We start from the raw sequence: 23,686 nt of genomic DNA, 5'->3' as shown, positions 1-23,686 counted from the left end.
AAAGACATAGCATTAAATTGTTGTGGCTTTGATTGGCAGCCCCATTACCAAGGCCAAGTTCAAACGGTTACTGGCTCGATCCAATTGCAACTGCAAGAGCTGCGCCTGCAGATCGAAGCTAGTACGCTGGGCACTAAGCACATCAAAGATGCTGCTCAATCCACGTTGATATCGTTGTTCAACGTCGATATGACTCTGTTGCGCGTAACGCAAGGAGGCTTTTAGCGCTTGCTCCTGCTTTGCCAAGCTAGCTTCTTTACTCAGTGCCGAATCCACTTCAAAAAAAGCGCCGAGTAAGGCTTCTTTATAGGACCAGTAGGCCTGTGCAGCTCTCGCTTCGGCGGCTTTGATTTCTGATTTGATTCTTCCACCCTGAAACAGGCTCTGACTTAGCTGGCCCAATAGATTCCAGCTAGGGTCACTGCTGAGTAGGTCAGCCGTTTTCAATTGGCTATTAAAGAGATTGGCATTAATGGTGAAGCTAGGCAGTAATTGCTTATAGCTGTATTCACTTCGCAGGTCCGCAGCTTTGATTTTTTTGAAGGCCGCCTGCAGGTCGGGTCGCTGGGCCAGGACTGTTGCTGGCATTGAGATTTCAGGAAACTTTACATCTTGCCAAGTGTTTTCTGCGAACGTCGGCATTTCAAAATCGGCAAACAATCGTTGCAAATCCCGTTGATAGTTAAGCTGACTTTCTCGCAGAACTTCCGTAGCAGCACGCCGCTGATAGCTTTCGGTTTGCGCTACATTCAGATCACGCAAACTACCTAAACCAGCTCTGTAACGCCGGTGAATCAGCTGCTCATTTTTTAGCGCACTAGCAAGTCGGCGCTCTTCCAACTCTAAAGCCAGGCGGCCATTAGATAAGAATAATGCTTGCTGAATCACATCGCTCAACAAAGAGCGTTTAGCGTATTCAATTTCTAAGGCTAAAGCTTGGCTATCGAATTCGGCAGCTTGCAACTGATCACTTAAACGCCCCCAGACATCCAGCTCCCAACTGCTACTTAAGCGTAGACTGTGTTGGCTACTGGCCTTTTGGCCTGCTGATGCGGTTCGATCTCTATCGGCGGTGATATTCAAAGAGGGTAGCAAAGCCGCTTCGCTCTGCCCCTGCAACGCACGTTGCTCTAATAGCTGATACAGGCGACGCTGAAAGCTTGGGTTGGCTGAAAATAAGGGATCTAGCTTAGACTCTAAATTTAAGCTGGGCAGCAAACTAAGTAGATCTAGCTGCCCTGCTTGCTTACTTAACAGCGTGTCGAGCGATTGCGGCTCACCACGCTGGCTGGACTGCCAATATTCGGGTATATCTAGCTCAGCCGTATCAGGACTATAGTGTTTGGGGGCCCAAGAGCATCCGGCTAATACCACGCCTAATGCACAGCTCGCCACCCAAATAATTCGCTTGTTGACTCCTAACACCTAAACACCTGCTGCAAACTCATGGCTCCCGCCAAAAAGAAGGCAGGCTTAAAAACTAAGTTCTAAGCCTGCCAAAACAGGGGTAACTGAGAGGTGTAGCTGAGTGTTAGTATTTGTTAAAGCTACCTTTTAGGCCTTGCCAGCCTAGCTCTTTATTGGCGCAATAAACGCGACCTTTTGCTCGATCTTAGCCTCGGTATTGCCACTATGAGTCGCCGAAATGGCGATTTGATAGTTGCTCTTAGCCAAACCATCAGCCTGGATACTAATGCGGAGCGGCACGGTGAAAACCTCACCGGCTTCCAAATAATGCTTACGACGGCCAGACAGACTAAAACCTTGTTTGGCCGCTAGGCCTAGCTGCACTTCCATCGGGCGGTCCGACATATTATTAAGCTTTACGGTATAGACGTTTTCTATCTGACCATTGCGCTCACGGTACAAGTGCACCCCTCGGTCACGAATAACATCGATGGATAGTGGCTCGCGGCCACCTAGGTTGCTAAGAAACAAGCCCGACATTAATACCAAGCAGAGGCTATAGCCCAACATACGCGGCTGCTTAAAGCGCTGCCAAAAACCGCCTAGATCTAGGGCAGAAGCAAAGCGAATTAAACCTTTCTGGTAGCCCATGCGCTCCATCACATTGTCGCAAGCATCAATACACAAGCCGCAGTTAATACACTCGGCTTGCCAACCATTGCGAATATCGATGTCCGCAGGACAAACCTGCACGCACCAATCGCAATCGATACACGCGCCCAAGCCACCTTTTTTGTAATCGCTGCGCGCTTTACGTGGGCCACGGGGATCACCACGCTGCTCGTCATAGCTCACCATTAAGGTACTTTGATCGTACATAACTGACTGGAAGCGCGAATAAGGGCACATATGCTTGCACACCTGCTCTCGCATATAGCCAGCATTTAGATAGGTGAGCACAACAAACAATAGCGTCCACAAAAAACTTTCTAATGAGATTTGAGCGGTCGCCAAGTCCTTAATAAGCGGGATCATGCCATAGAAATAGGCGATAAAAGTGGTGCCGGTAGCAACGGCCACCAAGCCCCATAAAATATGCTTGCTGGCTTTTTTGCGGATCTTCTCCAATGACCAAGGCGCGGCATCTAAGCGAATTCGCTTGTTGCGATCGCCCTCAAAAAAATCCTCAATCCATATAAAAATAGAGGTCCACACGGTTTGCGGGCAAGCAAAGCCACACCACACTCTTCCTGCCCATACTGTTACTGCGAATAGGGCGAAGGCCGCGATAATTAATAAGCTCGCCAATAAGATCGTATCTTGCGGCCAAAACACCCACCACAAGACATAAAATTTTTGCTCGATGACATCCAAAAATACGGCCTGGCGGTCATCAATCCGTAACCATGGCAATAAGAAAAACCCCAACATCAAAGGCACAGCGATATTGCGACGCAAGCGCTGAAAAATACCTTGGGTTTTACGCACATAAACTCGGTGGCCCTCATAGAGCTCTTTATACTGCTGCCCCTCGGGGGGAGCGACATCCAAGGACACTAGAGGGATTTTTTCTGGTTTAGAATTGGTAGGCATCAGGGCGATCTCTGTCACGGTTATGAGGCAGCAGTCTAGAGATGCAACACACATAGGTACAGATGCACAAAAATGTTTATAATGAGGTACAGAATTTCAAATATTACAACTGTACCTATTAATTATTTTTAAACTGTACCGTTTTGACCATGAATGACTATTTATACCTAAAACTCGAGCGTGAATTACGCCAACAGATAGAAAGTGGGCAGTTAGCGGCAGGCGAAAAAATGCCTTCAATTCGCCATTTAGCCCAAACCGAGCAGCTCTCGAAAGCGACGGTTTTAAGTGCCTATGAGCGCTTAGAGGCAGACGGCTTAGTGCAAGCACGAACTCGCTCGGGCTTTTATGTTTGCCAAAGCCAGCATCAACTTGCCAGCCCTGCGATTAGTAGCCCTAAAGTCGATGCCAGAACACTGGATCAAGGACAGATCCTAATGGGCATTATGCAAAGAGGGGCAGCTTTTGATCTATACCCAGGCCATGACAGCGAACCCAGCAATAAAAAATTGCAACGCTGCTTAGGGCGAGCCCAGCGCCAACAAAGCAGCGCCCAGTACTTGTATTACGATGAGCCGCTAGGGCTGCCCGCTCTGCGCAAGCAGATTCAACAACTGATGGCCCACGGCGGCGCCAAGGCACACGAGGATGAAATTATCATCAGCAATGGCTGCCAACATGCATTGTTGTTAGCGTTATTAGCGACCACTCGCCCGGGCGATGTTGTCGCGGTGGAATCCCCGGGCTTTTATGGCAGCCTGCAGCTTATCGAGACTCTAGGCTTAAAAGCGCTAGAGCTGCCCTGCTCAGCTAATGAAGGTTTAAGTATCGACGCCCTGCGCTTAGCCACACAGCATTGGCCTATTAAAGCGCTTATCTGCTCGCCCTGCTTTGCCACACCAACCGGTGCCAGCATGCCCGAAGAAGCCAAGCAAGAGCTACTTAAAATTGCCAAGCAACATGACTTTGCACTGATCGAAGATGATATATACGGCGAGTTGTACTTTGGGCAGCAGCGCCCTCGCAGCCTATATTCCTATGATCAAGATGGCATTGTTTTACAGTGTTCTTCTTTTTCTAAAAACCTATCTCGAGACCTACGCCTTGGCTGGCTGACCACAGGTCGCTATCAACAGGAAGTCATTAAGGCCAAACTGGCCACTAGCCTTGCGGTACCACAGCTAAGTCAGCAGGGCTTGAGCTTTTATATTGCCGAAGGCGGCTTAGATAAGCATTTGCGCCGCAAGCGATCCCAATATCAAGAGCGCTATCAGGAAATGCGCCATTTAATCCAAGATTATTTACCCGAAGAAACCCGCTGCAGCCAAGCCAGTGGTGGGCTAGCCGCATGGATAGAACTACCCAAACACATTGATACGCTGGCCTTATATGAGCAGGCGCTAGAGCAAGGCATAGTGTTAACCCCCGGGCGCTTATTCACAGCACAGGATAACTACCGCAATAATTTACGCCTTAGTTATGCACACCCATGGACAGAAAATAGAATCAAAGCCTTTAAAAGCTTGGCAGCTATGGTTAACGCTAACTACTAAAAGAGCAATTTAGAATTGGAAACAGCGGGCTAAATCAAGACAGGTTTGAGAGGTGAAAACACTGGAGCCGCGACAATGTCGCGGCTCCAGTATAGAGCTTTAGCCAGTAAATTAACGCTTGGCCAATTTTACCTTCTTCATCGCCAGCTCTACAGATTCACGATAACAGCGCTTACTGTCTGCTATACGACTGATCGAACGGGTATTTATCGCTTGATCAACCTGGCAAACCTTCTTTGCACTGGCTTCAAGACGACGCTGCAGGGTTTTCTGCCCTTCCACCTTCGATAAGTTTAAGTCCGAGAAACTAACGATTTCTTCACTCGTACTTTTACCGACAATGGCCTGGGCACTGCCTGCCATAAAAAGAGCCATTATTGACGCTGAAACGAGAGTGATTTTTTTGCTATTGCTATTCATGCCGATTACCTTTTAAACGTTGCTATGGGGCTTTATGTTTTTGCTAGGGTACTGCTAAATAAATCTTATATTGTTTTCTTGTGTCCTAACTTTAGACGGTAACAAAGCAAAAAAGGATACGCTGATCGATAAAAAGAGTTACTTAAGCGGTGAAAAGTTTTAACCCAATTAAGCCTCAAACTAACGCAAAGTTAATTAAGCGATTGATGCCATTAGTAAAAGCCCCCTGATATTCGAAAAGCGCCACAAATTTACATATTAAAAGTTTTCCGATGCTTCCAAAGCTGTCTAGAAAAACACTCACTAGAAGTTGTTAGCCCAGCCTAATCCAAGACAAAAACTACCGCTAAGCTATTTTTAAAATCCAGTTAACGCTACTCGAAAAAACAGTAACTCTGAATAATGTATACAAAATATCTTTTGGTAAAAATGTTTACCAATACTTAAGAGTCAAAGAGTTCAATAATCCAGTTAAAGCAGAGATGGAATAAGATACGGGAGAAACAGAGACTAGGAAAATGGGAAGAAAAAAGGAGAGAAAAATGGAAAGAAGAGAGCTTCCGTAGAAGCTATCTGCTTTCAGTAGGCATAGCCATTGATCTACAAGCAGATCTAGCTATCAAGAACATGACAAAAATGTCATATTAGATAATCCGCCTGGGCCGGCATAACATGATCAGCCCAAGCAGTTTTTCTAGAACAATCACTATCGCGCAGCCAACTCAACGGTTTTCATGGCAGCTTCAATAGAGTTTCGATAACAACGCTTGCTATCGGCAATACGACTGGCAGAACGAGAATCGATAGCCTGATCAACACCACACACTTTAGCGGCCGCATTGTGAACGCGTTTTTCTAAGGTTTTTTGATCTTGGCTCTGTGCCATATCCAAGCCAACGACACTGACACTTTCTTGCAGGGTGGATTTACCAACAATGGCATGGGCTCCACTTGCTAAGAACAAAGCGCCAACGGTTGCGGTTACAAGAGCGATTTTTTTGCTATGGTTTTTCATAATGTCTTCCTTTTAAGTTTTGTATAAAACTACTTTTTAAAAACGTTTGCTTAATGATGTTTGTTGAAAACTGTTTAATTAATTTCTTAATTACAAACTTAGACGGAGACAAATGAACTTTGGCACATCCACATCGACGGAAAGAGCCCTAGGAGCGGTAAAATGAAAAGAATTAATTCAAAGTGTCCGCGGACACTTAAGTGAAGATCTATTTTGAAAATAAAAAGGTAGCACCGCGATAACGCTAAGTGCCTGATAGCAGAAGAAAAAATTATTTTTGCAAAGAAACCAAAATAATTTGGCAAAACAACAAGGCAAAACGGTAAAGTTTCTTTAAGTCGAAGCGCTTTGCATTAATTGATCGACGGTTTGCTGTATTTGCTCAGCAAAGGCCTCATCCAATGGCGCATGATGACTCATCATTCGATACCAGATAACACCGAATAGCACATCCAGAATAAACGCTTCGCGATCGGGCGTTAAAGCAGCGGCTTTAGGGTGACGCTGTAGAATGGTCGACAGCAACTGCCGACGCGGCTGTGCATAGCGCTGCCAGACCAGTTGGGCAAATAGCTCATCGGCCTGAGCTTCGGCCATCATCGCAGTAAACAGCTGGCCGATATGATTAGCGGTAGCAAAGGTTTCGCTCAAAAAGCGCTCCAAGACCAAGTCAAAGGCGTCATCGGCTGGGTCGAACTGATTGCTCTGAATAATATCGACACTGGCATCCAGCAACAGCTCACGCTTGTCTTTATACCAGCGATAGATGGTACTGCGGCTTACACCAGCCGATTTGGCCACCGCATCAATGGATACGCGCTCATAGCCCTCTTCGGAGGCTGCCGCCACAAAGGCATCCAGCACCGATCGCCTGACTTCTTCACTACGCGGGCGCCCACGCGCTAGTTTTTCTGATGACATGCCTACTACCTATCCAGTGACTATTATCCGGTGACTACTTATCCAGTGGCTACCTGTCTATGCCCTCAGCATTCACCTGCAATACTAGGGCAACAGCTAAGGCCTGCTTTAAGGCTGGGCATTGTACCTCATCAGGCAGATCTATTTACAGTACAAACTGTATCGTATATAGTTTTCTCCAACGGCCGGCTGCAACTCTCTTGTTGCTGAACCAACTAGGCATTTAAAACAAGGCACTGGTGCACCGCCAAAAATAATAAACACAAGCAAAAGAAGGGAGTGGATATGACTAGCACAAGCAGCAGCAACGGCCCTCTGAGTGGTATTAAGGTAATCGATTGCACCACGGTAATCGCCGGACCACTTTGCACCCAAATCATGGCAGACCAAGGTGCCGAGGTAATTAAGATTGAGCCCCTAGCCGGCGATTTAGTACGCCATCTTGGTCCAATATTGGCTCCAGGTTTATCAGCGACTTTTTTAAGCTTAGCCCGCAATAAGAAGTCTTTAGCGCTGGATCTCTCAAAAGAAGAATCCCAACAGCTAATCAAGCGCCTATGCCGTGATGCCGATGTGTTTATCTGCAATAGCCGCCCAGGGGTGATGGCTAAACATGGCTTAGATTTCAAATCCTTAAAACGACACAACCCCAAGCTGGTGTATGCCGCCATTACGGGCTTTGGCGAACAAGGCCCCATGGCCGAGCAGAGAGCTTACGATCCTATCATTCAAGCCCTCTCTGGCATGGTGTCCTTACAGGAGCCCAGCCAGCTATTGGGACAGACCATATGCGATAAAACCACCGGGCTTACTGCCAGCCAAGCTGTAACGGCCGCACTGGTACAGGCCGCACGCACCGGAGAAGGACAATTAGTAGAGGTTTCCATGCTTGAGGCCGCCATTGGCTTTTTGGCTTGCGATGCCTTCTGGCCCATCGCCGCTGCCGGGCGCGAGCTCAACTACCCAGATTTCAAGCGCGTTTACATCCCTTGGAAAACCCAAGATGGTGAAATCGTTTTGGTCATCCTAGCCGATAAAGAATTCAATGGTTTAGTGGAAGAGTTCGACGTACAAGAACTATTAGAAGACCCACGCTTTGACAGCATGCAAAACCGCTTTGCGCATTGGGATGAGCTGGTGGAAAGCTTAAAACCCATCTTTATGAATCAAAACAGCGACGATATCTTGCAGCGACTGTGGAAAGCCGATGTGCCAGCCGCCCCTATTAACACCATGGAGCAGTTACCTGAAAACAAACAGATTCAAGCCTGCGAGATGATTGATTATGCCGAGCACAGAATCGCCGGTAAATATACCCGCGTTGCCATGGCGGCGAATTTTTCCCGCCAAGACACAGCGCCTTATCAAGAAGCCCCCGAGCTAGGCCAACACAGCCGAGAGGTGTTGGCCACCGCAGGCTTGAGCAGCAACGAAATTGACTCCCTAATCGAGCAAGGTATTTGTCGTTAGCTTAAAGCTCGGCAAGCGTCACGATACTAAGACCAGTTTCGGAAAGACAACAGCAGCTTTTTACAAAACGAAAGCTGAAAACTATACACAATATTAGAAGCACGAGAGAGACAACACCATGAGTGAATCCACCGTAAAGTATGAAGTCAAAGATCGCATAGCGACTTTAACCTTAAACCGCCCAGAGCGTTTAAATGCGATTAACGATCGCTTGCCATCCGATCTTCGCAAAGCCGTAGAAAAAGCCGAGCACGATCCAGAAGTCCACGTCATCATTCTGCAAGGTGCGGGCAAAGGTTTTTGCGGTGGCTATGACTTGGTTCAATATGCCCAGGAAAACTCCGGCGAGATCCACGGCAGCCAAGAAATGCCTTGGGATCCAACCGAAGATTACGCCATGATGTCGCGCAACACCGAAGACTTTATGTCCTTGTGGCGCGCTCGCAAACCCACCATCTGCAAAATTCACGGCGCCGCTGCAGCTGGTGGCAGCGATATCGCGTTGTGCTGTGATATGATCATCATGGCCGACGACGCCCGCATTGGTTACCCGCCTGCACGCGTTTGGGGTGTACCGACTACCATGATGTGGGTGTATCGCCTAGGTGTCGAAAAAGCCAAACGTATGTTGTTCACTGGTGATTTGGTAAGCGGCAAAGAAGCCGAAGAAATGGGACTAATTTTGAAATCAGTACCACAAGAGCAGCTTGATGATGAAGTGATGAAGCTGGCCAATCGCATCAAGGGCGTTCCGCGCAATCAGCTGATGATGTGCAAAATGACGGTCAATCAAGCTTACGAAAGCATGGGTTTAAAGCAAACCCAAATGTTTGCCACCTTCTTCGATGGCGTTGCACGCCACTCTCCAGAAGGCCTATGGTTCCGTGAACGTGCCCAAGAAGTTGGCTTTAAACAAGTGGTCGCGGAACGCGATGGCGGTGGTAATATTGCCGAAGGTGTTAGCAAGCATATGCCACTAGAGGAATTTGATTGAGTTAAAAATTCCTAAAGCTTTTAAACAGCAGCCTCAATTCTAAGAATCGTGGCTGCTTTCTACCATTTCCGTTTAATCCTCAACTCTTACTTGTTGTTCAGCTCAGCTTCCCAATACTGATGCGCAGTTTTTGCTTCAATTGCGTGGTCCAAATGCCAATTATCGATATCGGCCATATCGTAAAAACCGACATCTGTAGTTTCGTGCGAGCCACAAATCCCTCCACCAATACGCGTACAATAAAACTGCAAGTGATAAGTGGTATGGGGCAGACCGAATTCTCCAGGCATTCGATAACCTAATCGAATCTGATCTTTAACTTCAACAATCAGGCCCGTTTCTTCTAGTACCTCGCGACGCAATGATTCTTGTGGAGATTCACCAACCTCAGCCCAACCACAAGGCAAACACCAAGTATGATCGTCGGTACGCTTTACCAGAAGCTGCTTGCCCTCAGTATCAAAGACAGAAGCCGAGACGCCAACCTTCGGCGTAATATAACCTAGCTCTTGTTGGAATCGTTCTTTGATGATATCTGAAGAAAGGCCGCAATTAGCTTCATAATGCTGGGCCGATAAATCCAGCAAGCGGCGGTATCTCTCAAGATCGTATTCATCTTTTGAGTAGTTGAGACCGAGCTGAGCAATCGAGCGAAGCTCATCGAGTAGCTTATCTAGCGTCTCCACGAGAACATGCTCCCTAATAACTTAAGTTAAGTTGCGATCACAACACCAGAGCACAACAGCTATGGCGAGAATAGTTTCCACTGGCCATTAATGAGTACAAATCCTAATTCAGAAACAGGGTGGGAGAACTGACCACGGTTTTCACCTATAATTTCCTGAATACTGTTAAGGCTTTCCTTATCTTTCGACCCGGTAACCAATACCAAATCTCGCGCCAGTATATATACCACAATATCACCTTCGACAGGAAAGTGCCTATCGGTCCAAATGTCATCAAACAAGATGGAAGAAGATTCGTAGTTTCCATCGACCACCACCATAGAAAGAGAGGCGGGATCCCCCTCTAGCTTTAGGCCAGGAATAAGTTCTCTCAAATTGGATGTAGAGATCGTTCGAAGTTCACTTTTCACCAAGCCAAACACATCCAGATCAGCTTCCGTTAAAAACCTCATCGCATTTGGCGCATCAAAGGCATAGAGCACATAGAGTTCATCATTTAACTTTTCATAAACAAGCCCGGCCTTCCCAGTGCTTGCGAGCATCTCTAAAGATCGGAATAGATAAGCCTTGTTTTTGATAACAGGAACAAGTTGATCCTTACTTAAACCCGCTTTATCAAAGTTCAAGCTAGCAGCAATTGACTTTGAATATACAGTCAACACACGCTCAAGGTCATCTGGGTCATTAATGTAATCGGTATAGGCATTGTCTAAAAAGGCAGTCATTTTCTCGCCACCTGGCGCAGTAATTCGCACCTCTAACTCACCATGCTTCTCGACAGTATATGTGGGGTATAGCTTGGAAATGAAGGCTATGTACTTTTTAGCGAAACTGTCTGCACCCATCGAATTTCCAGCCATAATCAAAGGAGAGACAGTAAGCAAAAATAGCCAAACAGCTATTATTTTTCTCATAAAAAAATTCCAGTTTAAAAACAACAAGCACTCAAATAAATTCAGATGGCCAGATTACGCACGACAAGCAGGATGATTTTGAAAAAAAGCTGAGTAAAAATAAAGAATTATCCTTAATATGATTTCGGCGCATTTATAAACTCTCCTTACAAAAGGGGCCGTTCGCACAGAGCAAGCCCCCTCAAAATAGCCTCAGCCTCCTGCCAAGCTATTCATAGTTAATACTACCTATACACCAAACACTGATAATACCCCAAAACACACTCCTAAAAGAAGAATTAAGGGCGAGAAGTATTTGGTATCCAAGTTGGCAAAGTCACTATTGTAGACCTTCTTAAAAAATCCAACGTATTTAAAATCACCAATACTACGGACAATAAAAACAAAAGATATCAAGTATCCCACATAGGCAATGTATTCCTTAATGGGCTGCCATGGCCAAACCAGCTGCAATGACAATACTGCTAGCCCCGCCAATAAGCAGGCCACTACAAAAATAACTGCCGCCGGCGGTTTAAATTCGACCCCCTCTTCCATAACAGGCCCCGACGACTGCAAACCGTATTCGCCGCCAAAGGCCCAATAGAAGTGGAACAAAGAAACAAGCAACATGATTACCGCGACCAAAATGGCTACAACAACAGATAGAACACTCATAATTTAACCTATAGATAAAGTAAGAAAACAGTGTCGTGATCGAGCATTGGTAATAAGACGATGGTTTGTGGCCAATTATTACAACGTCAGTTCTGATACCTCACCAAACTTGTAATCGTGAAGCGCTTTTAATCGCAAGAAGCTAAACCTTAGCACAACCCCCATCGACATCTCGCATAGGTGACTGAAAACATACATTGTTGCCAGGCCGAATAACGTATTTAACAGGGTGGAATACAGTCGCACTGCGATTACTGCTATGCAAAAGCTGCCGGCCGGCTTCATTCGTATGGAACAGCTGGGTTTTTAATCTGGGAGTAAAACCATATAGGAGCTCTACCTCTAGGGTATAGCCATTACGTAACTGGACTACTGTTGCCTTGGATTGGCTGATTTTTACCTTATGGCGATGTGTGCTGATATCGTTCGGGTTGGCGATAACTACCTCGTAAACCGCCGTTTTCTGAAAGTTTCTAAACAGCAGCACTAGAGTAGCGAGAGCTAGAGGAATGAACAAGTAAGCGGCAGCTCTAAATGCAATGCCGCCCGCTCTCATAAACCTCTTTCTAGTGGCAGACTGCGGAGGTTTATAATTGAGCTCGTCTAAATCAACCTCTAGTGCGGAAGCAAGAGCTTTTTTCGACTCTAAAGCGCAATTGCCGGTACTTTCTATACGTTGAATGGTTCTATAGCTTAAGCCAGCAGCCGTTGCTAACTCTTCTTGTGACCAGTTTTTCTGCTTTCTTAGCGTTTTAATCAACTCTTTATTAATCATAACGTCCATATGATTCACCTTTTACTACTAAAGGTGAAAATATCCTGCTAACTTGCCCTTGTCTGTTACGACAATAGCACGACAAGGCCACGACAGACAGGCGACAGGAAGCAAAAAGAGATAATTTGAGCACTATTTACACAGAAAAATATGACGCAGCTATTTGAGAAGATATACATATCCACATCGGGCGACCAGTCTCTCCCAAAAGGCTTACAGAAAGGATTTCTCGCCCAGCTGTTGCAACAATAACTTTATTATAAGTAGGCCTGCCACTGCTTAATAAGCTAGAACGTTATTTTCTGTTACGGCCTGCTCCAAGGCTACTCGGATAGAATCTCTTCCCGATAGTAGCCCTCCAATTTCTGCGCGTCAGATTCAGGAAGCCAATGCGTGACCAGCTCCAAGTATTCTGGCTTTGCTTTTTCAGCATCAATCACACTATTCAGCTGCTCTACCACCCTTCTTCCCAGTTCGGTTTTGCTGCAGCTAACCCAAGATAAAACGTAGGCGGGAGATTCACTGATTTCGACATTAACGAAGTTACCTGGGTCTAAGCTTCTTGTTTGCGTTAAATAGATGAAATTCAGAGGGTACTCTATAAAGTAGTCGAGGCGCTTTAGTTGAAGCATATCCAGCAGCTGTGCTGAAGTGGTGCGCCTTTTCGATAGCAATGGACTAGATAAGTATTGTTCAAGTAATGGATCTAAGTCTGCTCCATAAGATCGGCCGAATTCGAGTGCACCATTAAGCATAAATCCTTCATTAATCACTTCTACAGACAGCTCGCTCGGCCTTCTTATACGCCTATGGGTATCTTCCATCAGTATTATTTTTAGGGACAAGCTCATTGAATAAGGTTTAGTATAATATGAAAGCTTAGCCCTCTCTTCAGTATAAAACCGATTGGTCATACAGGTAGTTCTTCCTAATTGAGCTTCCTTCTCGACTCTTGCTAGAGTCATTTCCTTTTTGTCGTGCTCATAGCCAGGTAAACGAGTAATAAAATAATCGGTAAAACGATCGCCCACGCCCTGCCCCTGAAACTCTCCTTGAGTGATAAAATAAGGCGGCCAATCGACAAGCGCCCATGTAATGGTATCTTTAGCATTAGCGCTTGAGCTGATTGCAACAAGCATTACAGCACAGAGATTTATAATTGATTGCATGGTATTCACGAGATTTCAAAATGTGGATTTATCCTGCTTAAAACCGCAGAGGCAATGCGATTTTTATGCGGCTATTGTGAAAATACAATCAATAAAGACAATCACAGTTAAAGTGTAGCAAACATTCTGCTCAACGCTTGGGCATAGAAAAAAGTGCACTGATCTTGAAAATCAAAGCGAAGGGATGACTCTGACTCACTAAGCGATACTTTACTTACTAAAGATAACTAATCAATTATTGATTTTGAATCAACAAAAATATATGCCCTATTATCGAGGGTAATATCAGAATCGTACAAAGAAAAAATCAACGATACTAATAGAAAAGCTAGACTGATCATCTCTGGCAACATAAATGACGATAATTACAGACTGCGAAGTGATTCTTTAAACTGTCACGGTACAGGTCAAATTACATTTACCATCAGTACAGTCGCAATAAAGAATAACGAAGCCCGCACAGAAGTCAATCCGCTGCTGGCTTATTTTGTAAGCCAGCAGTAACTGTTCTCGCCTGCCAAAAAACAATAAAAGCCAACACAATTGGCAACAAAGAAAACAGACCAAATTGCACATTTCCGCTTTTAAAGATAAAGAAGCTAGAAAGCGCAAAGCCAAAGATAGTAACTACAGCACCAAGAGCTCTCGCTCTAGGCCAAACAAGCAATAACGCCCCAGCTAACTGAATCGCTCCGAAAATGGCAATCTGGGAAACGCTTAAACCAAACCCTTGTAGAAACTCCAGTTCTTGTGGTGCCTGCATAATTTTGGCAAGCCCAGCTGCCGCGCTGACTATAGCTACTATCGCGATTAAGATTATTCTTAGAATATTCACATTGATGTACCGGTCATTTTAATGAATGCTGAACTACATTAGAGAATATCGACACATTTATACCTCGACTACAGCAACAAGACCACGACAGATATACGACAGCAGCCCCAACCTCAAAATGACCTCCAGGCTCCACCAAACAGCGAGCCAGATTCAATTACGTTCCAACACCGCTCAACATCAGGAGTAATAAACGTAAGCGTACAGACCCGCGAAGGAAGGCAAAATATAGATTGCCACAAAACCAAAGAACATCATCAGCCCATCTACCCTACGGGTTTTAAACAAGTAATACGGAAGCAATATAGGCAAAAACAAGTAGATAAACAGGCCAAAATCAAACGGCGCACTGAAATCTAACTCTCTCGCATCGTGAAGAACCCATGTGGCCGTTACAAAAGCAAAAATAACTGAGTAAAGCACTGTGGCTCTGTCAGATAGCTCGCCTCCATCTAAATTCACTGATACCTCAGCTATTGACACTAAGCCACAAAGAAGAAGCAATAGGCATATTAAGTAGTTGGGAATGGATTTCATGCTATCTTATTCCAATAATTTCCATATATAAGAACATGCACCACAAAACCTTCGCATGATTACTCTCAGTATCTTCGAATCAGAGCCCTTAGGTTGAAATAGGCGGAATACCAACACTCATTCTTACATATATCGAGTTTTGACGACCTACTGGTGGTAGCTAAGCTCATAGTTATAATATAGGGCGATGGTGTCCTCGCCATTTTGTACTGCCCTAACGTCGTCAGAGAAGTCTTCTACTTTAATTTTAAATTCTTCCCCAAGACCTTGTTTTAGCTTGTTGATTCTTTCTTTAATCAGTTCCAGCAGCTTCTCTGAATATAAATTTCTGTCTTCTATAGCTAGAGCATATTTTCCGGTGCGTAGTTCTAAGCCAGTAGAAGACTTAGCTGATTCAAGGAATACATTGAGCCGCCTTATGGCTGCAATGACATTCTCCCGATCTGACAACGGAGTAAAAACTCTCATTCGGTAGCTGCTAGCGGGGCCATAAGAGCCAAGCAGCGAGCTTTTGCCTCGGCCATTATACGTAGATGCAACACGCTTGATACTCATATCCCCCCTTTTACTAGCTAGTATACCAAGACGATCTTTGAACTTATCCAACCTCTCCCACTGCTCAAGAAGCCCATCTTCATCGACTTCAGCAGTAATATCCACTGCTACATGAGTAGCTCGCACAGTAATGGAATCAGAGCGCACAACCCCAGAACTACCTCCAACAATAGTAATATCGCCTGCAAGCGAAAACGCAGGTAGTAACAGCAGTAAGACAAGCAGTTTTTTCATTAAATTTTCCTTATCTTGGAGAATAACAGACCCACAGACTTAGCTGATACGGGTGAACAAGATACAGTGTTGGTTGCTTGCATGAAAGAGCAGACAACGATCTTAAATGTGATGGTAAAGAACAATACATACTGGGACGAAGCTAGGGTTTGACAACATAGTCACTTGTTAAGGTTCCCCTCAATGTACATGAGAACCTCTCGTACTTGCTCTACTGATCTTATATCTCTTCTTTTTGAATATTCCCTAAGTTCGTCCAAGCTGTCGATAGGCACTGCGGTTTCAATTAGGTAATTACAGAAATCAAGACTCGTATTTCCGTATAGAAAGAAGACATAACTTCCGCCCAATATAAATTCTGGGAACGGAGGTTGAGAGTGGGTGAATAACGTAATTCTGTCTTCTAAATCACCCTTAACTTCCAAAAGAACATCTACTTCTATTGAAACATCAAACCCATTCTCACCTTCACTTTCTACTGAGCCTGACAAGACCCGACCAAAAAAAACATCACTGGCTATCTCTAGATGCTGCCCAACACTCTGAGAATACTTGTCATAATCACCACACTCCCATGCGCTAACTACGCAGGACACCGTGGATAAGAAGAAAAAGATGAAAATCTTCATTATTGCCTTAACGCCCGCAGTTGCGGACGACTTGTAGTGACAAAGGAACGAAAAGGCGTTCCGACAAACTCGCTTGCTAAGCATTTGTTAGCTCGCTGGCCCAAAAATTGAGGACACCATCAAGGACACTTACAACCCTTACAAACTCAGAGCCGACCTTTAAGAATTCAAATTCAACAGGAAAGGACAAGGGGAATGGAGCGCTCATTGATATATGTTCAAGTTTATCCTTCGAGCTACCGTGCTTGGCGTGGTTGCAAAACAACCTAACCAATCTCAGTTGATGATCAATTTGATCTAGCTTATTCTCATCGAGATCAAAATTCTGGCCCTTCATAATTAAAATCTTTTGAGTTGCTACATTTTTCAACTTACCTGGAGCCTCATCAGATTTCTCTATCCATTCGGGTAATGCGTTTAATGTCAAAAAGCAATTTGCCATATCATATACACCACTCGACTGCTCGAAGCGTGAAAGCTCATACTTGGCTTTTTCGAGCCAATCAGAATATACATTCAAAGTCCGTATTCGGTTAGATTTCATATACGCAAAATTCGATCGAAGCACGAAGTTTTTTCGGTGCAGCTAATTGTTAGAAGCCGAACCGCCAGTTGTGGGCATAAGTTCAAAACTACACCCTTGCTCTGTTTGTTTAAAGTGCGCAAGCAACATTGAATTATATATTGTTGCAAATTCTTTCTCCTGAGGATACTTGCTGTCAGCAGTTCTCGTATGAGCGTCATAGCTAACTGTGAATTCTACCTTGGTACTACCACACATTACGCTACCACAAGTGAAACACGCGCCAACCTTGCCATCACCCCAAACAGTATGACCTCCCCAGCCGTCATACCATGTTAAAAATTTATAAGTATTCGACTCAATATCTTGTGCCACCTCTTCCTCTGGCGGCCCCACTAAGAAATTGGAGCATGCCAATAGCGAAAGAGGCAATACAATTAGGGCTATAAATTTTAGTCGATGCTTATTCATTGCTTGTGCTTCTAACGCCCGTAGCTGCGGACGTTTTGTAGCGACGAAGGAGCGAAAAGCGTTCCGATAGCCTACGCTTGTTAGGGCTGTTCAAGACTCTTACTCCTTAACCATTAATAAAATGTACGCGCCTATTGGCGTCAGAAATGCCGACACAAGTAACCAAGCCGATTTATTGAACTGACTGTACTTAATGAAAGCGATTTTTGAATTAATTACTATTTGATGTGAAAGATGCTCATGTATTTTCTCGTGCTTACTGATGCTCAATTCACCAAGAATTAAATTTAAGTAGCTTTTAGGTGAGTGCTTACATGCATCGCCAAAATATAATGGATTATCATTTTCTGTTTTATTAGGAAACCTAATCCACCAGGGAGGAGTTGTTCTAGGTAATATTGAAAGCAACGAAAGGATTAAGGATCCAAGTAGCTGGACAATCACAAAGTAACCGTAGTACTTCACTTCGTTCGGCAAACTATCCACACCTAACAGCGTACGAACCACACCAAAAACAAGTGCACAGTTCAACGCCAAGAGCGCACCATTTTTGGCCTCAGCAAATTTGAGCCAATCGTTAATATTGGAAAGTGTACTTTCCATTACTTCGCTAGTATCAGACACCTTCTATCTCCTTGACTTCAGTGAATATAACATCACCACCGTATACATCGCCTGAAAAATCTTTAACTTCTATCGCTTTCTTGCTCCACCAGCCATTTTTAACGGCATTATCGTTGGGACAAGCCTTCTTCAAACCATCGTATACAGCTTTAGTCATCAATATGGGGCTATTCTCTGTGCTATATGGCCCCATTGTTGATTTAAAAAATGAGCAGAAATTATCATCTTTGTGGCGCAGGTTTCTAGTGTGAGTGACTTCTAGGTCATCAATGAATTGGTCATATGTTTTGTCTAACCACACCCATTCATCGATATACTTATAATGGTTACCCTGCTTTACAGAAGGTATGGTATATGTTTCTTTCTTGTGGGCTAAATCTGTCAGTCTTGATGCCACATTTGCAGGTCGACCTAGCCATACCAAGCTTCGGTAAAACTCTTTTTCTGAACCTTGCTTGATTGCACCAGACTTAGTAATTAGCATCTTTCCGTAGTCTATTCCTATACCACACTCAATCGTCGATGTTGTAATGTTTTCGTTAAGAATATATTTGCAAACACTATTCATAAGAGTGGCCGTATTCACTGCGTTTTTAAAGCAGTCATCTTGATCAAATACCACCATTACTCTATCGCCAATAATGTTTCTAACATGACCACCATAATATCGGCCACACAAGATCATTGAACGAACGAATGCGGAATATGTCTTAGCAAGAGTTTTTGGTTTTTTTGAGGCGCTGATTTGAACTGAATTTCTTATGTCGACGTAAAGAACACAGCTTTCAAGCCGCTTACACTTTTTCTTTTTATCATCAAAATTATCAAATGTAATACATGAATCATCAAAATTTGGAACAAACTTTGTATCAGTAATTTCAATATCAAAATCGCTAGAAACAGTAGTCTTTACTTCCGACTCTACTGTTTCAAAAAAGTCCTTTAATGCCATATTATTCCCTAACTATGATGCAGTGACGCCCTAACGCCCAGCTAAGCCGCCGGAACGGAGTTGATTGTTTTGTGCGAGGGTAGCGGAAAAGCACAAAACGAGCAACGCAGTGGAGGTCGGATTGAGCTGCTTGTTATGAGTGTTTATTAAACACATTACTCTACCACCATATTTAATAACTTTAACCCTAGACGGGTTGCCCTACCTGACACTGTTTTCTCGACAGGCATAGCAGCTTTAACTGGAGAAGTATGATTTGTAACTACGTGATGACCAGAAACAAGCCAAAAGACACTTTGCCAATACTCAGCATCACCTTGCCCAAAGACTATAGCTAGCTCACGACCCTGTGCTTGATTATTTGGCGGAGCATCAGAAGGAACATTGACTATTTTGCTGGCATATTCTTCTGGATGGGCATAGAAGTGAAGTACCCTTATATGAGATGGCGTAAACTCATTTAAAATGCTAAGAAGCACATACAATTCATCTTCACTTACTTCTGGAACTCTTGCTACATTAACTATGAAGTTTTCGAGATAATTGAGTTTTTCTTGTTGGCTGGTAACCGATGCGGTTTGTATAGACCGAAGAACTAAAGCGGAGAACTCCTCCTTGTTCTTGATTAAGGCCAAATCAATATCACCTGTGCTTGCCAGATCAGCTAGACGGTCTTCAACGCTGGCAATCCAGGATTCCATACGTCGCTGTACTGGAGGAGATATCAATGAGTGAAGCATTACTTGACCAGCAGGAATAAGACTAGTTACAGCCTCAGCCAGACGGTAAATCTTATCTTCTTCTGGCTCTAGATCTGGATAGACATCAACTTCTTTCTTCATTTCATGCCTCGTAGGAACTCATAACGCTCCGCACATGGGCAGACAAATAAGCGCAGCGTTTTGACTGTCCAAGCGACCAGCGGGAGCGATTGCTGCGGCTTGTTATACACTCGCAGACCTCTCATACATGAAACCCTGAATGATTAGAGCAAAAAATGATACGAATGCTACCAATGTAATATTCAACAATGCATCTGAAAGATGTCCTATGGGCCCATGAAATTTAAGCATATACTCTATCGCCTCAAAACCAGCGTATTTCTTCTGTTCAGTTAGATCATGAAAGCCAATAAAATATAGGTTTGTATAGTAGACAAGAATCCCAACAACAATCGAGTAAGGTAAAGCGACAACAGCAGCTCTAAGACAGACACTCAGCACTTTGCTCTCCAGTAGGTATAACGCCGCCAGCAGGGGCCGAAAAACCAGAGCAAAGCGGCGGTTATTTGGTCCCTCTGGCTGGCCTTGTTAGGGCTGGCCTTGGGTGAATTGATTTGCCATAAACTCCATTTCATAGACCAACCTTAGTAATTCGGCAGTAAACATTACTGTGCTCTGGGCCCTTTCCTTCTCTGGGCTATCTAATTTATGAGTAGATTTATTTCCATGCTGACGTATGAGATCGACCCAGCCTTTCATCGGTGGCGTTACATAGCCTTGCTGTTCTAGATAGTCTAGATAGAAAGCAAATGATTCACCTTCTTTCGCACCTTTATCGGCTGCCACATGCATCAATATTTTTCGGCAAATTAACTCAGCCGCCGTGAATGCATTGACCTCCATACATCGGCGAGCTTCGTTATAGGAGCCGTCTACTTCTTCGGGTAAACCTTGAACTTCTGGGCCAAAAGGAGAGCCGGGAAAGACCGAGTTGTTAAATTTAACTGACGGTCTTGTACAGTTAGGGCAGAGAAGCCATTTATTTCTTTGTGTATCTCCAAGCTGAGTATTCCAGTCATAATATGACACTACGGCACCACTTACTTTCGTTCCGCAGTAGCCACATGAATACGCCTCCCAACTTTCGTTGCTACTACCATCGGGTCTTGCAATGTACCTATGCCCTTTAAAACTCATTCAAAGCTCCATATTTGATTTGTGCCCTAACGCTCCGCACAGGGGACGACAAAAAAGCGCAGCGTTTTGGCGATCCCAGCGACCAACGGGAGCAATTGCTGCGGCTTGTTAAGTTTTGACAACTCCGAGCTTCTCGACAAAACCGAATTTGTAATAGTACCTGTGATAACCATGAACTCCGCTTTTCTCCCAATATGAACTTTCAGGGCCTTCGAAATATTCGAGGTCTTTGCTAGTAGGCTCACCTAATAGTGATTCTGCAAATGACTGCCAACGCTTGAAAGACTTTACCACTTGCTTACTAGGCACTCGGTGTAATTCAACGGTATGCAGCCCATTTTGGTTGAACATCAAAGTGAGTATCTCTGGTTCAGTGGACAGCCATTGGCAGCGAACTTCATATACCCTATCAGTTTTCTTACTTAGGCAAAAATCACCAAACATCGCTTTACACGACGATTGATCAATTCCCCAGGGTATTTCTATTTGAGGCTTTATGAGCCTGATTCCTTCCGATACTTTCATAGAAACTTAACGCTTGGCTTTGGGGCAGCCGCAACGAACGTGTAGGCTGTCCCGGCCGCGCTTTTTGCGGCCAACCAACAGCCACTTGTTATATGAGGCTTCAATCGCCGCCATCTCTACCACCGTCAAGGCTACCGTCATCACCACTTACCCCACTGTCTAAGTCAGGTGCTAAGCTTGACAAAGTACTACTGTCATTTTGATATACGGAAGATAAGTCATTCTCATCATAGTTCAGATCCTCTGCCTCTGAAGGAACATGAAGTGGGAACAAAATAATGGGCAAACCAACACCGACGCCGATTAAAATGATCGTTAGACGCCAACGAAGTACCTCACTACCTTCGTAAAGTTGCAACACAATGTCGGCCATTCCTCCAACTACTGAAATGGCACAAAGAAAGTAGCACAAACTTTGTAATTGACGCCTCACAGCTCAATCCTCGTAAGCATATAACGCCCAAAGCAGAGGTGGCGGAGCCATCCTGCCCGCAGGGCTTTACTGGCTTTTCTTGTTAAATGATTCACCACCGTGCTCCTTTAAATAGGCAATAATATCTAGGCATTGTTTTGTATAGGCCCCGTTTCGATACTCACCATACCAACCAGCAATATCTATCGGCCGATAACCAAGCTCATCTTTGTGGTTAACATTGGCGCCTGCCTCAACTAATATTTTTAAGATATCTAATGATTGTACTTCGCAACAGTGAGATAAAGCAGTCATTTTTTTATTATCGCAATACTCAAGATCAAAACCATCAGCAATGAACTTACGAACACTATCAATTTTCTTATTTCTCACTGCCTCAATCAGTTCTTGGCTCATAGGCATTTAACGCTTTAAGCACGCGCCCAATGCCGAAGCTTTGGTTTTGTGCGATTATTTTTCCGCACAAAATTTAAGCGGAGTGCATTGTGTCGCTGTGGCTTAACTTGTTATAAGTTTTTTGGCCATCCATCTTCATATATTTCCAACACGCTTACATCAGCGAAAAAACCACCATCCCACAGTTTGCCTTTGCAACCAGGATGGATTGCTGGCTTGAATAGTTCAGGAGCAATAACAATACAATCAGCTTCGCAGGAGTCTCCCTCATAAAAGGTACCAGGTGATTCTACAAACATTCCAATTGTATTTAGGTCATCTACCCCTTCCATTTCTACTGGCACGCGCCTATGACAATCATCACCGAACATAAACCACCTACGCCGATCATCACCGTGATCGTTGAAATGGAAACTAATCACAATTCGAAATTGGTATTTATGCACCTTACACCCTCAACGACTTATAACGCCTCAATAACCGGCGCGCGCTTTTTGCGCGTCCGACGCTGACAAGCGTGCAGTTAATTTCCTTGTTAAGTGGCGAATCCAAATAATAAATAGCGCACCTAACCAAAGGGTGATAAAAATATTCGACACTTTCGCATCGTACCCGGACTCACCATCCACCTGATAGAACTGTTGAACCACTGGAAAATAATCTGGAGGGAACCATATCCCGTGCGGTATAGACAAGTGCCAAAACCAAAATATTACTACCAGCATACATAAAAAAGCTAAAAAACCCACAAGTTGAAACGCATTTCGACTTTGCTTCTTTATCACGCAGCCCAAAATGTAGTACACAAGCATCGCACCCAGTGTTATCTCCATCTGATACGTATATGGATACGGTGGAACAAGCCCCATCGATACCCCAAACAATGCGGCTGGCACTACTAATTTTAATTTATACTTCATAGCCACTTAACGCCGCCATAAATTGCCGCTTGAAGCGCAGCGTAAAGCGGTCAATTTGATGGCCTTGTTATGAGCCACTTGCTAATTGATGGCACAGAGTACCGGATACTTTTTAACACTTTTGTGCCTTTACACAAATAGTCAATAAACACACCCATTTCATGCGATTTATTCGTGTAGTATCCGATAGCTTCTGGCTTTGAATTGGACACTGGCAACTCGGTTATATATACAAATAGTTCCTCACCATTTGAACCAAGAAGGAATGATCCGCTTCTTTTGGCAGGACAACCAGATGGGCTTTCCAGCGGCCCCTCCATTTCGATCATGATTGCAAGGCCTTCAGGATTCACCTGAATATTAAAACCCAAAGTCTCTGCCAGCTCAGGAGTTAATGTTACTTCTTTTGGTCCACCACTCGCGAACGAAAAAAAAGAGAACATAATTAGTGTTATTCCAATAAATCTCATCGCTAGTAGCTCATAACGCCCACATAAAAGGCGGAGCGTCAGCGACGTCCAGCGCAACGAAGTGGAGCGATTTTTGATGTGCTTGTTAT

At 44.4% G+C, this 23,686-nt stretch carries 29 protein-coding genes; 3 read left to right on the top strand and 26 right to left on the bottom strand.

Annotated elements, in window-relative coordinates; translation table 11 throughout:
• Positions 1 to 12: 12 nt before the first annotated feature.
• Complete coding sequence (locus Q1A08_RS18200) at positions 13 to 1,425, bottom strand: TolC family protein (RefSeq protein WP_299775566.1); 1,413 nt, start codon at positions 1,423 to 1,425, stop codon at positions 13 to 15.
• Between the two features lie 144 nt (positions 1,426 to 1,569).
• Positions 1,570 to 3,000, bottom strand: coding sequence for a cytochrome c oxidase accessory protein CcoG (gene ccoG, locus Q1A08_RS18195; protein ID WP_299775564.1), 1,431 nt, complete (start codon positions 2,998 to 3,000; stop codon positions 1,570 to 1,572).
• A 149-nt stretch (positions 3,001 to 3,149) separates the two neighbouring features.
• Here ccoG and Q1A08_RS18190 point away from each other — a divergent pair, with 149 nt between their 5' ends.
• Entirely contained in the window at positions 3,150 to 4,553 is a 1,404-nt protein-coding gene (locus tag Q1A08_RS18190) for a PLP-dependent aminotransferase family protein (protein ID WP_299775562.1), read from the top strand.
• A 111-nt stretch (positions 4,554 to 4,664) separates the two neighbouring features.
• On the opposite strand, the gene Q1A08_RS18185 is transcribed toward Q1A08_RS18190, so the two are convergent.
• The 3 genes from Q1A08_RS18185 to Q1A08_RS18175 form a co-directional block, all read right to left on the bottom strand.
• Positions 4,665 to 4,973, bottom strand: a complete 309-nt coding sequence (locus Q1A08_RS18185) for a UrcA family protein (RefSeq protein ID WP_299775560.1) — start codon at positions 4,971 to 4,973, stop codon at positions 4,665 to 4,667.
• A 706-nt stretch (positions 4,974 to 5,679) separates the two neighbouring features.
• Positions 5,680 to 5,988, bottom strand: a complete 309-nt coding sequence (locus Q1A08_RS18180; RefSeq protein WP_299775558.1) for a UrcA family protein — start codon at positions 5,986 to 5,988, stop codon at positions 5,680 to 5,682.
• 333 nt (positions 5,989 to 6,321) lie between these two features.
• Positions 6,322 to 6,909, bottom strand: a complete 588-nt coding sequence (locus Q1A08_RS18175) for a TetR/AcrR family transcriptional regulator (RefSeq protein ID WP_299775556.1) — start codon at positions 6,907 to 6,909, stop codon at positions 6,322 to 6,324.
• A gap of 285 nt (positions 6,910 to 7,194) precedes the next feature.
• Here Q1A08_RS18175 and Q1A08_RS18170 point away from each other — a divergent pair, with 285 nt between their 5' ends.
• Both Q1A08_RS18170 and Q1A08_RS18165 read left to right on the top strand, forming a co-directional pair.
• A complete protein-coding gene (locus tag Q1A08_RS18170) occupies positions 7,195 to 8,379 on the top strand; it encodes a CoA transferase (RefSeq protein ID WP_299775554.1) in 1,185 nt (394 codons plus the stop codon).
• 118 nt (positions 8,380 to 8,497) lie between these two features.
• On the top strand, positions 8,498 to 9,373 hold the full coding sequence (locus Q1A08_RS18165; protein WP_299775552.1) for a crotonase/enoyl-CoA hydratase family protein: 876 nt from the start codon (positions 8,498 to 8,500) through the stop codon (positions 9,371 to 9,373).
• An 86-nt stretch (positions 9,374 to 9,459) separates the two neighbouring features.
• Here Q1A08_RS18165 and Q1A08_RS18160 read toward each other — a convergent pair whose 3' ends face one another.
• The 21 genes from Q1A08_RS18160 to Q1A08_RS18060 all read right to left on the bottom strand — a co-directional run.
• Positions 9,460 to 10,059 (bottom strand): NUDIX hydrolase N-terminal domain-containing protein, encoded by a 600-nt coding sequence (locus tag Q1A08_RS18160; protein ID WP_299775550.1) that lies wholly within the window; start codon positions 10,057 to 10,059, stop codon positions 9,460 to 9,462.
• Between the two features lie 59 nt (positions 10,060 to 10,118).
• Entirely contained in the window at positions 10,119 to 10,973 is an 855-nt protein-coding gene (locus tag Q1A08_RS18155) for a DUF1444 family protein (RefSeq protein WP_299775548.1), read from the bottom strand.
• A gap of 228 nt (positions 10,974 to 11,201) precedes the next feature.
• Positions 11,202 to 11,630: a DUF3995 domain-containing protein gene (locus tag Q1A08_RS18150; RefSeq protein WP_299775546.1), complete on the bottom strand. Its 429-nt coding sequence runs from the start codon at positions 11,628 to 11,630 to the stop codon at positions 11,202 to 11,204.
• Positions 11,631 to 11,772: 142 nt separating this feature from the next.
• Entirely contained in the window at positions 11,773 to 12,414 is a 642-nt protein-coding gene (locus tag Q1A08_RS18145; RefSeq protein ID WP_299775544.1) for a helix-turn-helix transcriptional regulator, read from the bottom strand.
• A gap of 314 nt (positions 12,415 to 12,728) precedes the next feature.
• Positions 12,729 to 13,574, bottom strand: coding sequence for a TIGR02285 family protein (locus Q1A08_RS18140; RefSeq protein ID WP_299775764.1), 846 nt, complete (start codon positions 13,572 to 13,574; stop codon positions 12,729 to 12,731).
• A gap of 466 nt (positions 13,575 to 14,040) precedes the next feature.
• Positions 14,041 to 14,337: a hypothetical protein gene (locus tag Q1A08_RS18135; protein WP_299775543.1), complete on the bottom strand. Its 297-nt coding sequence runs from the start codon at positions 14,335 to 14,337 to the stop codon at positions 14,041 to 14,043.
• A 252-nt stretch (positions 14,338 to 14,589) separates the two neighbouring features.
• Positions 14,590 to 14,946, bottom strand: coding sequence for a hypothetical protein (locus Q1A08_RS18130; RefSeq protein ID WP_299775541.1), 357 nt, complete (start codon positions 14,944 to 14,946; stop codon positions 14,590 to 14,592).
• A 147-nt stretch (positions 14,947 to 15,093) separates the two neighbouring features.
• Positions 15,094 to 15,735 (bottom strand): hypothetical protein, encoded by a 642-nt coding sequence (locus tag Q1A08_RS18125; protein WP_299775539.1) that lies wholly within the window; start codon positions 15,733 to 15,735, stop codon positions 15,094 to 15,096.
• A gap of 161 nt (positions 15,736 to 15,896) precedes the next feature.
• On the bottom strand, positions 15,897 to 16,364 hold the full coding sequence (locus Q1A08_RS18120; RefSeq protein WP_299775537.1) for a hypothetical protein: 468 nt from the start codon (positions 16,362 to 16,364) through the stop codon (positions 15,897 to 15,899).
• Positions 16,365 to 16,440: 76 nt separating this feature from the next.
• A complete protein-coding gene (locus Q1A08_RS18115; protein WP_299775535.1) occupies positions 16,441 to 16,908 on the bottom strand; it encodes a hypothetical protein in 468 nt (155 codons plus the stop codon).
• 42 nt (positions 16,909 to 16,950) lie between these two features.
• Positions 16,951 to 17,358, bottom strand: a complete 408-nt coding sequence (locus Q1A08_RS18110; RefSeq protein ID WP_299775533.1) for a hypothetical protein — start codon at positions 17,356 to 17,358, stop codon at positions 16,951 to 16,953.
• 99 nt (positions 17,359 to 17,457) lie between these two features.
• Complete coding sequence (locus tag Q1A08_RS18105) at positions 17,458 to 17,982, bottom strand: Pycsar system effector family protein (protein ID WP_299775531.1); 525 nt, start codon at positions 17,980 to 17,982, stop codon at positions 17,458 to 17,460.
• Entirely contained in the window at positions 17,975 to 18,934 is a 960-nt protein-coding gene (locus Q1A08_RS18100; RefSeq protein WP_299775529.1) for an adenylate/guanylate cyclase domain-containing protein, read from the bottom strand. The genes Q1A08_RS18105 and Q1A08_RS18100 overlap by 8 nt, the downstream gene beginning before the upstream one ends.
• 155 nt (positions 18,935 to 19,089) lie before the next feature.
• On the bottom strand, positions 19,090 to 19,776 hold the full coding sequence (locus Q1A08_RS18095) for a hypothetical protein (RefSeq protein ID WP_299775527.1): 687 nt from the start codon (positions 19,774 to 19,776) through the stop codon (positions 19,090 to 19,092).
• A gap of 468 nt (positions 19,777 to 20,244) precedes the next feature.
• On the bottom strand, positions 20,245 to 20,853 hold the full coding sequence (locus Q1A08_RS18090; protein WP_299775525.1) for a DUF4145 domain-containing protein: 609 nt from the start codon (positions 20,851 to 20,853) through the stop codon (positions 20,245 to 20,247).
• A 108-nt stretch (positions 20,854 to 20,961) separates the two neighbouring features.
• Positions 20,962 to 21,378, bottom strand: a complete 417-nt coding sequence (locus tag Q1A08_RS18085) for a hypothetical protein (protein WP_299775523.1) — start codon at positions 21,376 to 21,378, stop codon at positions 20,962 to 20,964.
• A 100-nt stretch (positions 21,379 to 21,478) separates the two neighbouring features.
• Complete coding sequence (locus tag Q1A08_RS18080; protein WP_299775521.1) at positions 21,479 to 21,811, bottom strand: hypothetical protein; 333 nt, start codon at positions 21,809 to 21,811, stop codon at positions 21,479 to 21,481.
• A 66-nt stretch (positions 21,812 to 21,877) separates the two neighbouring features.
• Positions 21,878 to 22,207 carry an ankyrin repeat domain-containing protein gene (locus Q1A08_RS18075; RefSeq protein WP_299775519.1) on the bottom strand — a complete coding sequence of 110 codons (330 nt, stop codon included), beginning with the start codon at positions 22,205 to 22,207 and terminating at the stop codon, positions 21,878 to 21,880.
• A 110-nt stretch (positions 22,208 to 22,317) separates the two neighbouring features.
• Positions 22,318 to 22,578 carry a hypothetical protein gene (locus Q1A08_RS18070; protein ID WP_299775517.1) on the bottom strand — a complete coding sequence of 87 codons (261 nt, stop codon included), beginning with the start codon at positions 22,576 to 22,578 and terminating at the stop codon, positions 22,318 to 22,320.
• A 102-nt stretch (positions 22,579 to 22,680) separates the two neighbouring features.
• The gene (locus Q1A08_RS18065) at positions 22,681 to 23,127 is read right to left on the bottom strand and encodes a hypothetical protein (protein ID WP_299775515.1); all 447 of its coding nucleotides are present in this window, start codon (positions 23,125 to 23,127) and stop codon (positions 22,681 to 22,683) included.
• Positions 23,128 to 23,177: 50 nt separating this feature from the next.
• Positions 23,178 to 23,686 (bottom strand): hypothetical protein (locus Q1A08_RS18060; RefSeq protein ID WP_363323550.1); only part of this gene is annotated, 509 nt, incomplete at its 5' end.

The organism is uncultured Pseudoteredinibacter sp., from assembly GCF_947500695.1.
Lineage (GTDB): Bacteria > Pseudomonadota > Gammaproteobacteria > Pseudomonadales > Cellvibrionaceae > Pseudoteredinibacter.
The sequence above is the reverse complement of the archived record's forward strand: the minus strand, read 5'-3'. Positions and strand labels throughout refer to the sequence as shown.

Excerpts from the sequence above, each read along its gene's own strand:
- ccoG (WP_299775564.1), bottom strand. The coding sequence starts at position 3,000 with ATGCCTACCAATTCTAAACCAGAAAAAATCCCTCTAGTGTCCTTGGAT.
- Q1A08_RS18190 (WP_299775562.1), top strand. The coding sequence starts at position 3,150 with ATGAATGACTATTTATACCTAAAACTCGAGCGTGAATTACGCCAACAG.
- Q1A08_RS18185 (WP_299775560.1), bottom strand. The coding sequence starts at position 4,973 with ATGAATAGCAATAGCAAAAAAATCACTCTCGTTTCAGCGTCAATAATG.
- Q1A08_RS18180 (WP_299775558.1), bottom strand. The coding sequence starts at position 5,988 with ATGAAAAACCATAGCAAAAAAATCGCTCTTGTAACCGCAACCGTTGGC.
- Q1A08_RS18175 (WP_299775556.1), bottom strand. The coding sequence starts at position 6,909 with ATGTCATCAGAAAAACTAGCGCGTGGGCGCCCGCGTAGTGAAGAAGTC.
- Q1A08_RS18170 (WP_299775554.1), top strand. The coding sequence starts at position 7,195 with ATGACTAGCACAAGCAGCAGCAACGGCCCTCTGAGTGGTATTAAGGTA.
- Q1A08_RS18165 (WP_299775552.1), top strand. The coding sequence starts at position 8,498 with ATGAGTGAATCCACCGTAAAGTATGAAGTCAAAGATCGCATAGCGACT.
- Q1A08_RS18155 (WP_299775548.1), bottom strand. The coding sequence starts at position 10,973 with ATGAGAAAAATAATAGCTGTTTGGCTATTTTTGCTTACTGTCTCTCCT.
- Q1A08_RS18150 (WP_299775546.1), bottom strand. The coding sequence starts at position 11,630 with ATGAGTGTTCTATCTGTTGTTGTAGCCATTTTGGTCGCGGTAATCATG.
- Q1A08_RS18145 (WP_299775544.1), bottom strand. The coding sequence starts at position 12,414 with ATGGACGTTATGATTAATAAAGAGTTGATTAAAACGCTAAGAAAGCAG.
- Q1A08_RS18140 (WP_299775764.1), bottom strand. The coding sequence starts at position 13,574 with ATGCAATCAATTATAAATCTCTGTGCTGTAATGCTTGTTGCAATCAGC.
- Q1A08_RS18135 (WP_299775543.1), bottom strand. The coding sequence starts at position 14,337 with ATGCAGGCACCACAAGAACTGGAGTTTCTACAAGGGTTTGGTTTAAGC.
- Q1A08_RS18130 (WP_299775541.1), bottom strand. The coding sequence starts at position 14,946 with ATGAAATCCATTCCCAACTACTTAATATGCCTATTGCTTCTTCTTTGT.
- Q1A08_RS18125 (WP_299775539.1), bottom strand. The coding sequence starts at position 15,735 with ATGAAAAAACTGCTTGTCTTACTGCTGTTACTACCTGCGTTTTCGCTT.
- Q1A08_RS18120 (WP_299775537.1), bottom strand. The coding sequence starts at position 16,364 with ATGAAGATTTTCATCTTTTTCTTCTTATCCACGGTGTCCTGCGTAGTT.
- Q1A08_RS18115 (WP_299775535.1), bottom strand. The coding sequence starts at position 16,908 with ATGAAATCTAACCGAATACGGACTTTGAATGTATATTCTGATTGGCTC.
- Q1A08_RS18110 (WP_299775533.1), bottom strand. The coding sequence starts at position 17,358 with ATGAATAAGCATCGACTAAAATTTATAGCCCTAATTGTATTGCCTCTT.
- Q1A08_RS18100 (WP_299775529.1), bottom strand. The coding sequence starts at position 18,934 with ATGGCATTAAAGGACTTTTTTGAAACAGTAGAGTCGGAAGTAAAGACT.
- Q1A08_RS18095 (WP_299775527.1), bottom strand. The coding sequence starts at position 19,776 with ATGAAGAAAGAAGTTGATGTCTATCCAGATCTAGAGCCAGAAGAAGAT.
- Q1A08_RS18090 (WP_299775525.1), bottom strand. The coding sequence starts at position 20,853 with ATGAGTTTTAAAGGGCATAGGTACATTGCAAGACCCGATGGTAGTAGC.
- Q1A08_RS18085 (WP_299775523.1), bottom strand. The coding sequence starts at position 21,378 with ATGAAAGTATCGGAAGGAATCAGGCTCATAAAGCCTCAAATAGAAATA.
- Q1A08_RS18075 (WP_299775519.1), bottom strand. The coding sequence starts at position 22,207 with ATGAGCCAAGAACTGATTGAGGCAGTGAGAAATAAGAAAATTGATAGT.
- Q1A08_RS18070 (WP_299775517.1), bottom strand. The coding sequence starts at position 22,578 with ATGTTCGGTGATGATTGTCATAGGCGCGTGCCAGTAGAAATGGAAGGG.
- Q1A08_RS18065 (WP_299775515.1), bottom strand. The coding sequence starts at position 23,127 with ATGAAGTATAAATTAAAATTAGTAGTGCCAGCCGCATTGTTTGGGGTA.